Source organism: Paenibacillus bouchesdurhonensis (genome assembly GCF_900155685.1).
Lineage (GTDB): Bacteria > Bacillota > Bacilli > Paenibacillales > Paenibacillaceae > Fontibacillus > Fontibacillus bouchesdurhonensis.
The window spans coordinates 3,374,728-3,387,683 of record NZ_LT732548.1 but is presented as its reverse complement, the minus strand read 5'-3'; the positions used below and the strand labels follow the sequence as shown (position 1 = coordinate 3,387,683).

Here is a 12,956-nt window from a genome sequence, read left to right as displayed (position 1 = left end):
ATGGATGTGTTGAAAGAGGTCGGAAACATAGGTGCCGGCAATGCTGCTACCGCTTTATCCAGACTTCTCGATAAACCGATAGACATGGCTGTTCCAAAAGTTCAAATGCTGCCTTTCGAGGCAGTAGCTGAGAAGGTTGGAGGAGCGGAAAGCGTTGTTTTAGCCGTTTTTTTAAGAGTTGAAGGACAGGCTCCTGGGAATCTATTCTTTATTCTCAGTCCGGAAGCTGCGAAGAAGCTGCTCCACCGTCTAGCTGGAATACAAATTGAGAGCGAGGAAGAGTTCTCCGAGATGGAGTGGTCGGCACTATCGGAAATCGGCAATATATTAGCCGGGTCTTATTTATCTTCTCTGGCCGACTTTACGTCGCTGGTCATGACGCCAACTGTTCCTGCACTTGCGATGGACATGGCTGGAGCAATTCTAGGATATGGGCTGCTGCAATTTGGCGAGATGGGTGATTCTGCATTGCTAATTGATACGACATTCATCGAGGGCCAGCAAGAAGTGGAGGGACAATTTTTCCTCATCCCGGATCCAGAATCCTTCGACAAAATATTTACTGCTTTAGGAGTACCGATGAATGATGATTGAGGAGCAGCGAATCGTAAAGGTCGGTATGGCGGATCTCAATATTATCCAGCAATCGGGACTAATTCGGACGACGGGGCTTGGCTCTTGTGTAGGACTGACATTGTATGATCCAGTCGTAAAGGTGGCTGGTCTTGCCCATGTCATGCTTCCAACCTCCTCCATTGCCCGTGACGGTGCATTAAATATTGCGAAGTATGCAGATACTGCTGTTCCGGCTTTGCTAGAACAATTATTGACCATCGGAGCAGAGCCAAGACGGATTGTGGCCAAAATGGCGGGCGGATCCCAGATGTTTACCTTTGCGGGAACGGGAGATTCGCTGCGGATTGGCCCGAGAAATGTGGAATCTTGTAAGGATAAGCTTTCAGAGTTGGGCATCCCGCTGTTAGCAGAAGATACGGGAGGCAATTACGGAAGAACAATCGAACTCGATTGCGAAACGGGTATATTATTTATACGTAGCGTACAAAAGGGTGTAAAGGAATTGTAGCCATGCCAGGAAAAATGAGATATTACACGTTGTTTGGACTCTTTGGATTTTTGCTTACTTTTGCAGTCGCGTCTAGCAGCAACTTGTTTATGACAAGCCTCATTCGGGGGCTCATCGCGTTTGTAGTTTGGTTTGGGCTATCTTATGCAGCCAATTGGATGATCGGTTTCATGAAAGAGATGTCTCCTGCATCAACGGATGAGGATCTGATCGTGCCTCAAGATGACGAGGGTAAGGGTGGACAGCTTGATTTGACGACACCGGATGAAACGGATGAATTGAACGAATTGCTAAAGCAGCCACCGGGAAGTCAGACAGGAAATGACGATTTTACACCGTTAAACCCGCCAAAATTGGTTAAGACACCTGATGACAAAGATCCTGAAGAGCTGGCTAAAGTTGTTCGTCACCTGACAGAAAACTAAGGAGGGTGAAGGCAATTGGACGAGCGGAAGACATCCACTTTGAACTACGCCGATGTGTGGGAGCAATGGAAAGAATACGGAGATATTGAGGCCAAGAAGCAGCTTATCGAGAAGCATTTGCACATTGTCGATTATGTTTCGGGACGTCTGGCTGTAGGCCTTCCCAAAAATGTCTCTAAAGATGATTTATCCAGTAATGGCGTAATGGGCTTAATTGATGCTGTAGAGAAGTTTGATTATAAAAGAGGGTTGCAATTCGAGACTTATGCCTCGTGGAGAGTTAGAGGCGCTATATTGGACGGCTTGAGGCAGGGGGACTGGGTTCCGCGTTCCGTTCGGGAAAAAGCCAAGAAAATCGAAGAGGGATATCAGCAATTGGAGCAGCAGTATCTTCGCTCCGTGACAGATTTAGAAATGAGCGAATATTTGAATGTAAGTGAAAGGGAATTTCAAAATATGCTGCAAGAAGTTGCTGTTATGACGCTGTGCTCATTGGAGGATCCGATCCGAGAGGAAGAATCCGAGACGCGGCTCACTCTGTTGATCGATGAGAAGGCTAAGAACCCTGACTATAAAGTAAGGGAATTCTTCCTTAAAGATTCTTTAGCCAAAGGGATTGAAAAGCTGACAGAGAAAGAACGGACTGTAGTTTCCCTTCTCTACTACGAAGATTTATCCTTAAGTGAAATTGCGGAGGTGATGTCTCTTTCCCCGTCACGTATTTCTCAGCTCCATTCCAAAGCCATACTCAGACTTCGCGGAAGCTTGGAGAAGCAGAAAGATTTGTTGATGTTGGAGGATTAATGAGTACAATTGGCTTATGAGCAGTAATTGATGGAAGGAGGAACGACTTATGGAATACATGAACGATCTTGGTCAAATTTTGAGTGTAACGATGAATGATGATAAAACGGTAGCCTACTTGCAATTTTTAAAAAAAGATGAGGAGTTTTCTTGTACTCCGGACGTCTTGCAACTCTTTTTGCGGGGTGAAGGTGTTAAATACGGTGTTCAAGAGGATATTGTGAGCAGATTTGCCCTTAATCCGAAGGAATACTTCTTCAGTAAAACACCAATAGCCATTGGGATCGAACCGGTTCAAGGGAAGGACGGTTCGATCCGCTATGCCGTACCGATGGATGATGAGGATCAGCATCGGCGGCCTGCGCAAAGCGATGATGGCACGGTTGACTTCAAAGATGTTACTCGCCTGAATAACGTTCGGAAGGGGCAAATTATTGCCGAACTCATCCCACCGGTAGCAGGCCGGCCCGGTACGGCGGTCACTGGGGAGCCGATACCTTGTAAAGAGGGGAAGGAAGCTCGATTCAAGGTAGGCAAGAACGTCGTTCTCAATCCGGAGCAAACAGCAATGTATGCGGCTATCGACGGCCTAGTAACACGTACCGAAAAAGGCAAGCTGAATGTATTTCCAGTTTACGAAATCAATGGGGATGTCGATTACAGCATCGGCAACATTGATTTTGTGGGGACGGTTGTCATCCGCGGTAATGTTCTGACTGGCTTTCGAGTCTCGGCTTCCGGGGATATTCGTGTCATTGGCGGAGTAGAAGGTGCAGAGCTTATTGCCGAGGGTTCTATCGAAATTTCCGGTGGTATTATCGGATATAACAAAGGACTCGTGAAAGCGGGGCAGCAAGTAAAGAGCTCCTTCATTCAGGATGGCAATGTCTCTGCCGGCGAGGACGTCGTTGTGACACAGAGTATTATGCATTCCAACGTACGCGCTGGGAGGGATGTCATTTGCAGTGGTTCCAAAGGCTTGATTGTCGGAGGAAACATCCAAGCCGGCGAAAGGGTTACGGCTAGAATTATCGGTAATCCGATGTCGACAGCTACATCGATTGAGGTTGGAGTTCTTCCTGACCTGCGAAATGAGCTGTTGGAATTGCGTCAACAGTTGAAGATCCAAATGGCAAACCTTGACAAGACCGAGAAAGCGCTTACCCTTCTGGATCAATTAGCTTCCATGGGCAAGCTTACGCCGGACAAGGTGGCGATGCGCTCTAAGCTTAACTTGACGAAGAAATCCAACATGCAGGAGCTCGATGAGATTAAAGAGCGCATGCTGCACATCGAGAAAGCCTTGGAGGAAACGGGGAACGCACGGGTAGATGTTTTGAACATGATCTACGGCGGCTCTAGAATCGTCATAGGCAGATACACGAAATATATCAAAGAGCCTATATCGAGAATGTCCTTCTACTATACCGAAGGGGACATTTCCATGTCGGCTTACGTCTAGAATATCACTTGAAGACATACCATTATCCGATATTGTCATGAGGTGATTTTCATGAATATGAAATCTGTAGACTTGCAGATCGCAGTCCCTCGTACTAGTGAAGCAGGGCGCATGCAGCAGGATCAGCAGCAAAGACCGCTTATTGATCAGACCATACTTGCGGGGCAAAATATAAAGGCGAGTGAGCTTGAGCGCAAGAAGAGCCAAGCCATGGAGCAAAGCGCTCATAATAAGGCTATTAAAAGGGAAGGAAATGCTGCTGCTGATCAGGAGAAGGGACAGGCAGAAGCTGAGGAGAAGCAGGAAGAACGGGAGAGGGAACAGGCTGCGGAGCATCCTTTTAAAGGGAGGCATATCGATCTGTCGCTTTAGCGATAAATCCCTTATATCATTACGAACAGCAAAAGGTGAGGATAACATTGTCATTAGGAGAACCATGGCTTTATATTGTCATACTGGGGGTTGCCTCTATACTATATGCATTTTTTCTGCCAGGGCGGACAACCTCCAGTGGAACAATAAATGAGGCTGCCAGCGATATGGAAGTCATACTTGAACAGTATATGGCGGAGATCGAGAAAGAAAACGCGGAACTGATTGATTTGGTCGCGGGAATGAAGCAGGATCTCACATCGAAGCAAATGTCGCAGCAGGAATCAATAACCGAGCTTCGCCAGCGTCTGCTTGAAGTGGAGCAGTTGAATGGACAGTTTGAGTTCCGTCTCGGAACTCTGGAGACATCTGCGGCTTCGCCTGCTCTATCAAGCTCAGCGCTTTCATCGGCTCTATCGTCCAGCGAATCAGCCTCTCAAATGACCGTCCCTCATCTGTACGAGAACAGCCCTTCTTTAGTTGATTCAGGGGCTGCTGAACGCTTGGCGGCGGAGAGTCCGCAATCGATGGCTGGGCCTGAAACGGGAGAGCCTGAGGCTTCAGATTCCTTGCGCACCAGGTATCCGGAGTTGTTTGATTTATACGCTAAAGGCAAATCTATCGATATGATCGCCAAAACGGTCGGCATTCAGCGCGGCGAGGTTCAGCTTATTCTGCAATTGGCTAACAGGGAGGATGCGTAATGTTTAGAAACCGCCACTTCATGTTAGGGCTCGGCGCAGGCCTCATTATCGGTGCGTTTTTGTTACAAATTATGAATATCGGGCAAGGGCAACAGAATAAACCCGTCACGGTAGAACAGGTTCAGCAGGCCGCCGAAAAACTGAATTTAAAAGTTGTCGGAGAAAATGAGCAGCTCTTCACGGAAGAAGAGTGGAAGGCTAAGATGGAGCAGAAGGCAGAGGAAGAGGCTGAAGCAGGGGAACCGGCCCAGCCAGAGCAGCCTGAAGCTCCGGAATTGCCATCAGTCCCGCAGGAGCCGCAATCGGACGGCGACAAAGCTTCTGATCAGCCTTCAATCAGCAAATCAGAAGCTGCCGCTCCGACAGCTCCAAAGCAGCCGGATACTACAGCGCCCAAAACTGCGGAAAGCGCCGAGGCTGCATTGGTCAATAAGCCAGAGCCTGTAACGGTAAAGTACAAAATCGCTTATGGCGACAGTTTAACTGCAGTAGCTGACGGCCTGAAGCAGGCGGGTATCATCTCGAGCAGTGAAGCATTTATTAAGGAAGCTTCAAAGCGCGGTATTAATACAAAGATTAGAACAGGAACGTACTCTTTTCAAATCGGGGAAAAATACAGTTCGATTATTACGAAAATTACAGCTAAACCATCTGGGAAATAAGATGGTTTCTTTTATTTCTATAGAAAGTACCCATTCCGCCCGAAACGGGTCAACTTTGGTTGCATCCATTTGCCACTTATGGTATATTAATTGACGGTGTTATAACGCACGGGGGTTGATTTTACCAAGGGTGCTTTTCATGAGGATGAGAAGTCTTGGTGAGGGATGAAACCCGCGGAGGAAGCATCAAACAAAACCAAAACTTAGGAGGTGCGTGGAGATGGCAGTCATTTCCATGAAGCAACTGCTTGAAGCAGGCGTACACTTCGGACACCAGACACGTCGCTGGAACCCGAAAATGGATCGTTATATCTTCACAGAGAGAAACGGGATTTACATTATCGACCTGCAAAAAACGGTCAAGAAAGTTGAAGAAGCTTACAACTTTGTAAAGAGCATTGCCGAAGATAACGGTACTATTCTTTTCGTTGGTACTAAGAAACAAGCTCAAGATTCCGTGAAAGAAGAGGCTGAGCGCGCTGGTCAATTCTACATTAACCAACGCTGGCTTGGCGGAACTCTGACCAACTTCTCGACGATTCAAAAGCGGATCGACCGTTTGAAACAATTGGAGAACTGGGAAGAGGACGGCACTTTCGAAGTGCTTCCGAAGAAAGAAGTTATCCTTCTTCGCAAGGAGAAAGATCGTCTGGAGAAATTCCTGGGCGGAATCAAGAACATGAAGGGTCTGCCGAGCGCATTGTTCATCATCGATCCTCGTAAAGAGCGCATCGCTGTAGCAGAAGCTCGCAAATTGGGTATCCCAATCGTTGGTATCGTAGATACTAACTGTGATCCGGATGAAATCGACTATGTCATTCCAGGTAACGATGACGCGATTCGCGCGGTTAAATTGTTGACTGGCAAAATGGCAGACGCCGTAATCGAAGCTAACCAAGGGGAGCAAACAACAGCTTAATGCTGAGCTTCCATTATAAGTGATGAATTAAATGAAAAGGGTGGTTGGTAGGTGTCAAACCTCTCACTGCCCTTTTTTTAAAGGATAAATCTCTGGTTAATTTCACAGATTACGTCCTAATACGATATGGAGGGAAATTAAAATGGCAGTTGATGCAAAAGCGGTAAAAGAACTACGCGAAAAAACGGGTGCAGGTATGCTCGATTGCAAAAAAGCGCTTGAAGAAGTGAACGGTGATATTGAGAAAGCGATTGAATTTCTTCGTGAGAAGGGTTTGGCTGCATCTGCAAAGAAAGCTGGACGTATTGCTACTGAAGGTGTTGTAGAATCTTACATCCACGCTGGCGGCCGGATTGGCGTTCTCGTTGAAGTGAACTGTGAGACTGACTTCGTCGCTTTGACGGATCAATTTAAAGAATTCGTTCGTGACATTGCAATCCACATTGCTGCGTCAAGCCCTCGTTATGTTCGTCGCGAAGAGGTTCCAGCAGAGGAAATTGAAAAAGAGAAGGAAATCCTGAAAGCTCAAGCGCTCAACGAAGGCAAACCTGAGAAAATCGTTGAGAAAATGGTTGAAGGACGTATTTCTAAATACTACGAAGAGTATTGCTTGATGGAGCAGTCCTTTGTTAAAGACCCAGACAAAACAATTGCTACGCTGCTTAACGAGAAAATCGCTACTATCGGAGAAAACATCTCGATTCGTCGTTTCGTTCGTTACGAGCTGGGTGAAGGTTTGGAGAAAAAAGTGGATAACTTCGTAGAAGAAGTAATGTCCCAAGTAAATCAATAAGAGTATCATTAAATTAAATGTTATAGAGAGATGGAACACGGCGTGTTCCTTCTTTTTTAACCATACGCCCTTAATTGTGTGAGCACGGGGAACACGGCGGCCTATTGTCAGCCGCTATTCCCCGGCAACCTCTAAGAGGGTTCATCTAAAGTGGAGGGTATACAATTGGAGCAGCCAGTTTTTAAACGTGTTGTGTTGAAGGTAAGTGGGGAGTCGCTAGCTGGTCAAAATGGGTATGGAATCGATGCGGGGACCATCTCGTCGATTGCTGAGCAGGTGAAAGAGGTCGTTGAGCTGGGTGTGCAGGTCGCTATCGTTTGCGGCGGCGGCAACATATGGCGCGGTATTGCGGGCAGTGCAAAGGGCATTGACCGTGCTACGGCGGACTATATGGGGATGCTGGCCACCGTCATGAATTCGCTCGCTTTGCAGGATGCGCTGGAACAAATCGATGTGCCTACACGCGTACAGACTTCGATTGCTATGCAGCAAATCGCCGAGCCATACATACGGCGCCGTGCGATTCGGCACTTGGAGAAAGGGCGTGTCGTTATTTTCGCTGCTGGAACAGGCAACCCGTTCTTCTCAACGGATACGACTGCAGCACTGCGTGCCGCTGAAATCGAAGCTGAAGTGATTTTAATGGCAAAGAATAAAGTGGATGGCGTATACTCTGCAGACCCGTTTGTGGATCCGACAGCGGAGAAATATGAAATACTTACCTATATGGAAGTGCTCAGTAAAAATCTGGGCGTTATGGATTCCACAGCATCATCGCTATGCATGGACAATGACATTCCGCTTATCGTGTTTGCAATTACGGAACAAGATAATATTAAACGAGTAGTCCTCGGTGAGAAAATCGGAACGACCGTGAAAGGAAGTGTAGATTAATGCCACAATCGATTAAGAGTAACGCTGAAGAACGTATGGATAAGGCGATTCAGTCATTAAAAAGAGATTTGGCAACACTGCGTGCCGGAAGAGCGGCTCCTTCGCTGCTGGATCGTATTCAAGTGGATTATTACGGGACGCCGACGCCGATTAACCAGTTGGCGAACATTAACACGCCAGATTCCCGTACGCTGATGATCCAGCCTTGGGACAAATCATCCCTGGCTGAAATTGAGCGTGCGATCCAAAAGTCCGATCTGGGGCTCACGCCAGCTAACGACGGCTCAATGATCCGTTTGTCGATTCCACCGCTAACGGAAGAACGCCGCGTTGATCTGGTCAAGATGACGAAGAAATTCGGTGAAGAAGCGAAAGTTGCCATCCGTAACATCCGTCGTGATGCCAATGACGATATCAAGAAACTTGAGAAAACGGAGATCTCGGAGGACGAGTCTCGCCGCCATCAGGATGATATCCAGAAGTCCACGGATAAATTTATCGCGGAAGTCGATAAAGTACTCGCTGTAAAAGAAAAAGAGATTATGGAAGTTTAAGAGACGAAAAGCGGCCCCTCCTTTTACGGTGGGGTTTGTCTCTTTTTCGTCACCGGCTGGAGGAAGAGGAATGATCAAGTTATTTCAATCCTGGTGGAAAAATAAGGGGAATCGTTCTGCAAAAGTGTTGCCAAGCGACAACATTCCAGAACATGTTGCCATTATTATGGACGGGAATGGGCGTTGGGCTCGCAGAATAGGTCTGCCGCGAGTGGTTGGGCATCGCAAAGGAATGAAGGCCGTGAAACGAGCTACAATTGCTGCAGATGAACTCGGCATTCGAATTTTGACCTTATATGCGTTCTCCACAGAAAATTGGAAGCGGCCAAAGGATGAGGTGGATTTCCTGATGTCGCTGCCGCAAGAATTTCTGGCGCTCGAACTGGAAGAGCTAATTGAGAAGAACGTTCAGGTTCGGATGATGGGGCATACGGATAATCTCCCCAGGCATACGATTGAAGCCATGGAGGAAGCGATCTCTCGAACGAAGGATAATACCGGCCTTATATTGAATTTTGCTTTGAATTATGGTAGCCGTCGCGAAATGACGGAGAGTATGAAGGTGATTGCACGTAAGGTTCGGGAGGGGCAATTGTCCCCGGATGACATTACGGAAGAAATGGTCGATTCTAACTTGCTGTCTCATGGTATGAGCGATCCTGACTTGCTTATTCGCACAGGTGGCGAGCTTCGGCTTAGCAACTTTATGCTCTGGCAGGTGGCTTATAGTGAATTATGGTTTACGGACTTATATTGGCCTGAGTTCGGCCGCGAGCAGTTAGTAGAAGCGGTCGCCGAATATCAGCGGCGTACGCGTCGCTATGGTGGATTATCATAGCAGGATAGAAGGTGTAGAAGGTTGAAAACACGGTTAATTACAGGACTGATTGCTGGCATTTTTTTTCTAGGCATGTGCCTGCTCGGCGGGCTGGGATATCAAATGCTAATCATGGCAATGGCTTTGGTTGGTTATTATGAGTTCGTGCGAATGATCAAATTGCCGGCTTTCAGAGGCGCTGCAATTCTCGGTTATTTATGTATACTCTATATGACTTTTCCCTGGAGTCTGCTGGGCCTGAACATGCCGCTTGAGGTATTGCCTGCCCTGTGGTTAATGATGTTCCTGTTTCTAGCGGTTACGGTATTTAGCAAAAACGAATTTCCGATTAGCCAGGCTGCAATATTATTTCTCGGCACTGCATATATTGGTATCGGATTTTCAGCCATTGCCATTACGCGGATAACACCGGACGGACAAGGCGTATTCTGGACGTTCCTCATGCTGGCTGCGATCTGGAGCAGTGACGCGGGGGCTTATTTCACCGGAAGAAGGTTTGGGAAAAATAAGCTGTGGCCTGCAATCAGCCCGAACAAAACCGTGGAAGGGGCGATCGGTGGCATTGCACTTGCCATTGTCGCAGCAGTATTGTTCTCCCTATTTTCTGGCGGGCTTCTTTCGATTGGACGAGCTCTTTTGCTTGGAGTATCAGCCGCTGTAGTGGGGCAGCTCGGCGATCTGATTCAATCCGCCTATAAACGCGTTTACGGAATTAAAGATTCAGGTAAGCTGCTGCCGGGCCATGGAGGCATTCTTGATCGCTGTGATAGTTGGGTTGTGGTGTTTCCGTTTGTACATATTTTAATGCTGCTTCCTTACTATTGAAAATTCAATCGTTGAACGCTTCATAGACCGCCGTCAGAATAGTCATCTAATTCATGTGAGGTATGTTATGAGAAAAATAGCTGTCATTGGCTCCACAGGTTCGATTGGAACGCAAACTCTAGACGTCGTTAGACAACATCCTGATCAATTTGTTGTGGAGGGTTTAGCTGCCGGAACGAATATCGATCTATTTATTCAGCAGGTCAACGCATTTCGCCCGAAGAAGGCTTCGATTGGAAATAAGCAGCTCGCGGAACAAGTAGCTCCTTTGCTCCCGGCCGGAGTTGAGCTGTTCTACGGCGAGCAAGGCTTAGTAGAAGTGGCGGCAGGCACCGATGCAGATTTTGTGTTGAGCGCGATTGTAGGCAGTGCAGGATTGCCGCCGACATTAGCCGCAATATCTGAAGGAAAAACGATCGGACTCGCCAACAAGGAGACGCTTGTGACGGCAGGGCATATCGTTACAGAGCTGGCTAAGCAGAAAGGCGTTGCATTGCTTCCCGTAGATAGTGAGCACTCTGCGATCTTTCAATGCCTAAACGGGGAGAGTATGGATGATGTCGAGCAAATCACCTTAACGGCTTCAGGCGGTTCTTTCCGCCATTTAACGCGGGAGCAGCTTAAGGATGTAACGCTGGAGGACGCGCTCAAGCATCCGAACTGGTCGATGGGGGCCAAGCTTACGGTCGATTCGGCCACGATGGTCAACAAAGGATTGGAAGTTATTGAGGCGCATTGGCTCTTCGGTCTTCCTTATGACAGAATAAATGTCCTTCTGCATCCGGAGAGTATTATCCACTCTTTCGTTGAATATCGTGACGGAAGCGTGATTGCCCAACTCGGCACACCGGATATGCGCATTCCGATTCAATATGCCATGACTTACCCGGCAAGATTCTTATCCGCATCCAAGCGATTATCGCTTTCAGAGGTGGGTAAGCTTCATTTTCAAGAGATGGATTACGAACGATTCCCTTGTTTAAGACTTGCCTTTGAATGTGGTAAAATAGGAGGGACGGCGACGACGGTGTTTAATGCAGCCAATGAAATGGCGGTCGCCCGTTTTATGAAGAGAGAAATTCCATTTCTGCAGATTGAAACGATTATTGAAACCGTACTCTCCGAGCATATACCTCAACAACAAGCCGATCTAGAAACGATTCAAGCTGCGGATCGGTGGGCTAGAGAGATGGCCGCATCATTGTGATTACCCCGATCACTGTGTAAAAAAAGTTTCCATATTGGTATTCTCTTGTGCCTGATCGGAGAATAATGATAATCTAAATGAACTGGACGATCTGTGGCCAAAAGGAGGATGCTTTCGATTGGAATTACTGAGGATCATATTTTTGACAATACTCATGTTCTTTGTCATCGTTACAGTACATGAGTGGGGACATTATTATTTTGCCAAACGGGCTGGTATATTGGTACGTGAATTCGCGATAGGCTTCGGGCCGAAATTGTTCTCTTATCGAAGAGACGAAACCCAGTTTACGCTTCGATTGCTGCCTTTTGGCGGGTATGCGAGAATGGCCGGCGAGGATCCGGAGCTGATTCAAATTCAGGTCGGACAAACCGTCGCGCTTCGCTTGGAAGGACAGGAAGTACGGAAAATTTACCTCGATCGCTTGGATAACCGGAAAAATGTTATCCGCGGTGAAATTGTAGAGGTTGATTTGGAAGACAGGCTGGCTATCGTGCTGGACGTCGATGGAGAAATTGTTAATTACAAGGTACATCCGCGGGCGATGATGGTAGCCAAGGGTAAAGAGACTCAAATCGCCCCGCTTGACCGCCAATTCGCAAGCAAGACGGTAGGGCAACGTGCATTGTCTATTTTTGCCGGCCCTTTGATGAACTTTATTTTGGCTTTTGTGCTTTTTGCCCTCCATACGCAAATGGCGGGAATTCCTCTAGATGAGCCGGAACATTTGGAAATCGGCGATGTGATTGAGAAGATGCCTGCTTCGGAGGCAGGACTTCAGCGAGGTGACATCATCGAGACGATTAACGGAGTGCCTGTGGGTACGGATGCCGAGAAATTGATCGAGACGATTGGTGCCTCCAAAGATGTGCCGATGAACTGGACGGTTCGTCGCGGGGACGATATCATTCCGATTACAGTCACCCCACGAACGATGGAGAACCAGGAAGGCGGCAAGGTAGGCACGACGATTGTGACCTATTTTGAGACGCGAAGTGCGTCGTTTGGCGAGACATTTACGGTAGCAGGCAAAGATATGGTGAATACGACCAAAATGATATTTATCGGCTTTCAGCAATTGATCCAGAAGTTCTCGATGGATGATTTAGGAGGCCCGGTACGTACTTTTGAGGTCACCGGACAAATTGCGAAGCAGGGAATCGTGAAGCTGACTTATTGGGCAGCGATACTGAGCCTGTATCTTGGTATCTTCAATTTGCTGCCGATCCCGGCCCTTGACGGAAGCCGTCTTATCTTCCTTGCTGTTGAAGCGATTCGCGGCAAGCCAGTTGATCCGAACCGCGAGGGAATGGTGCATTTTGTCGGCTTCGCAATGTTATTCCTGCTAATGATTGCTGTAACCTATAATGACATTTTACGATTGATTAACGGATAATACTGTGTTTATTAATG

Annotated in this window: 16 protein-coding genes; all 16 read left to right on the top strand. The window is 47.4% G+C overall.

The window, feature by feature from the left end; all coding sequences use genetic code 11:
* The 16 genes from CZ379_RS19230 (at position 1) to rseP (ending at position 12,939) form a co-directional block, all read left to right on the top strand.
* Complete coding sequence (locus CZ379_RS19230; RefSeq protein WP_407668708.1) at positions 1–594, top strand: chemotaxis protein CheC; 594 nt, start codon at positions 1–3, stop codon at positions 592–594.
* Positions 587–1,084, top strand: a complete 498-nt coding sequence (locus CZ379_RS19225; protein ID WP_110934465.1) for a chemotaxis protein CheD — start codon at positions 587–589, stop codon at positions 1,082–1,084. The genes CZ379_RS19230 and CZ379_RS19225 overlap by 8 nt, the downstream gene beginning before the upstream one ends.
* Before the next feature lie 2 nt (positions 1,085–1,086).
* A complete protein-coding gene (locus tag CZ379_RS19220) occupies positions 1,087–1,509 on the top strand; it encodes a hypothetical protein (protein ID WP_110933096.1) in 423 nt (140 codons plus the stop codon).
* A 15-nt stretch (positions 1,510–1,524) separates the two neighbouring features.
* Entirely contained in the window at positions 1,525–2,313 is a 789-nt protein-coding gene (locus CZ379_RS19215) for a FliA/WhiG family RNA polymerase sigma factor (RefSeq protein ID WP_110933095.1), read from the top strand.
* 49 nt (positions 2,314–2,362) lie between these two features.
* Positions 2,363–3,775 carry a DUF342 domain-containing protein gene (locus tag CZ379_RS19210; protein WP_110933094.1) on the top strand — a complete coding sequence of 471 codons (1,413 nt, stop codon included), beginning with the start codon at positions 2,363–2,365 and terminating at the stop codon, positions 3,773–3,775.
* 51 nt (positions 3,776–3,826) lie between these two features.
* The gene (locus tag CZ379_RS19205) at positions 3,827–4,147 is read left to right on the top strand and encodes a hypothetical protein (RefSeq protein ID WP_110933093.1); all 321 of its coding nucleotides are present in this window, start codon (positions 3,827–3,829) and stop codon (positions 4,145–4,147) included.
* Between the two features lie 47 nt (positions 4,148–4,194).
* Positions 4,195–4,851, top strand: a complete 657-nt coding sequence (locus CZ379_RS19200) for a hypothetical protein (RefSeq protein WP_110933092.1) — start codon at positions 4,195–4,197, stop codon at positions 4,849–4,851.
* Positions 4,851–5,513, top strand: coding sequence for a hypothetical protein (locus tag CZ379_RS19195; RefSeq protein ID WP_110933091.1), 663 nt, complete (start codon positions 4,851–4,853; stop codon positions 5,511–5,513). Before CZ379_RS19200 ends, CZ379_RS19195 begins: the two co-directional genes overlap by 1 nt.
* A gap of 220 nt (positions 5,514–5,733) precedes the next feature.
* Positions 5,734–6,432, top strand: coding sequence for a 30S ribosomal protein S2 (gene rpsB / locus CZ379_RS19190; protein ID WP_110933090.1), 699 nt, complete (start codon positions 5,734–5,736; stop codon positions 6,430–6,432).
* Between the two features lie 142 nt (positions 6,433–6,574).
* On the top strand, positions 6,575–7,225 hold the full coding sequence (tsf, locus tag CZ379_RS19185) for a translation elongation factor Ts (RefSeq protein ID WP_110933089.1): 651 nt from the start codon (positions 6,575–6,577) through the stop codon (positions 7,223–7,225).
* 165 nt (positions 7,226–7,390) lie between these two features.
* A complete protein-coding gene (gene pyrH, locus CZ379_RS19180) occupies positions 7,391–8,119 on the top strand; it encodes a UMP kinase (RefSeq protein WP_110933088.1) in 729 nt (242 codons plus the stop codon).
* Positions 8,119–8,673 carry a ribosome recycling factor gene (gene frr, locus CZ379_RS19175; RefSeq protein WP_110933087.1) on the top strand — a complete coding sequence of 185 codons (555 nt, stop codon included), beginning with the start codon at positions 8,119–8,121 and terminating at the stop codon, positions 8,671–8,673. The genes pyrH and frr overlap by 1 nt, the downstream gene beginning before the upstream one ends.
* 70 nt (positions 8,674–8,743) lie before the next feature.
* The gene (locus CZ379_RS19170) at positions 8,744–9,511 is read left to right on the top strand and encodes an isoprenyl transferase (RefSeq protein WP_110933086.1); all 768 of its coding nucleotides are present in this window, start codon (positions 8,744–8,746) and stop codon (positions 9,509–9,511) included.
* Between the two features lie 21 nt (positions 9,512–9,532).
* Entirely contained in the window at positions 9,533–10,336 is an 804-nt protein-coding gene (locus CZ379_RS19165) for a phosphatidate cytidylyltransferase (RefSeq protein ID WP_110933085.1), read from the top strand.
* A 67-nt stretch (positions 10,337–10,403) separates the two neighbouring features.
* A complete protein-coding gene (locus CZ379_RS19160; protein WP_110933084.1) occupies positions 10,404–11,543 on the top strand; it encodes a 1-deoxy-D-xylulose-5-phosphate reductoisomerase in 1,140 nt (379 codons plus the stop codon).
* 118 nt (positions 11,544–11,661) lie between these two features.
* Positions 11,662–12,939 (top strand): RIP metalloprotease RseP, encoded by a 1,278-nt coding sequence (gene rseP, locus CZ379_RS19155; protein WP_110933083.1) that lies wholly within the window; start codon positions 11,662–11,664, stop codon positions 12,937–12,939.
* The last annotated feature ends 17 nt before the right edge of the window (positions 12,940–12,956 follow it).

What these genes read in the sequence shown, in the direction of transcription:
- CZ379_RS19170 (WP_110933086.1), top strand. Translation starts at nt 8,744, where the DNA reads ATGATCAAGTTATTTCAATCCTGGTGGAAAAATAAGGGGAATCGTTCT.
- CZ379_RS19210 (WP_110933094.1), top strand. Translation starts at nt 2,363, where the DNA reads ATGGAATACATGAACGATCTTGGTCAAATTTTGAGTGTAACGATGAAT.
- CZ379_RS19220 (WP_110933096.1), top strand. Translation starts at nt 1,087, where the DNA reads ATGCCAGGAAAAATGAGATATTACACGTTGTTTGGACTCTTTGGATTT.
- CZ379_RS19205 (WP_110933093.1), top strand. Translation starts at nt 3,827, where the DNA reads ATGAATATGAAATCTGTAGACTTGCAGATCGCAGTCCCTCGTACTAGT.
- CZ379_RS19230 (WP_407668708.1), top strand. Translation starts at nt 1, where the DNA reads ATGGATGTGTTGAAAGAGGTCGGAAACATAGGTGCCGGCAATGCTGCT.
- rpsB (WP_110933090.1), top strand. Translation starts at nt 5,734, where the DNA reads ATGGCAGTCATTTCCATGAAGCAACTGCTTGAAGCAGGCGTACACTTC.
- CZ379_RS19160 (WP_110933084.1), top strand. Translation starts at nt 10,404, where the DNA reads ATGAGAAAAATAGCTGTCATTGGCTCCACAGGTTCGATTGGAACGCAA.
- CZ379_RS19225 (WP_110934465.1), top strand. Translation starts at nt 587, where the DNA reads ATGATTGAGGAGCAGCGAATCGTAAAGGTCGGTATGGCGGATCTCAAT.
- tsf (WP_110933089.1), top strand. Translation starts at nt 6,575, where the DNA reads ATGGCAGTTGATGCAAAAGCGGTAAAAGAACTACGCGAAAAAACGGGT.
- frr (WP_110933087.1), top strand. Translation starts at nt 8,119, where the DNA reads ATGCCACAATCGATTAAGAGTAACGCTGAAGAACGTATGGATAAGGCG.
- CZ379_RS19195 (WP_110933091.1), top strand. Translation starts at nt 4,851, where the DNA reads ATGTTTAGAAACCGCCACTTCATGTTAGGGCTCGGCGCAGGCCTCATT.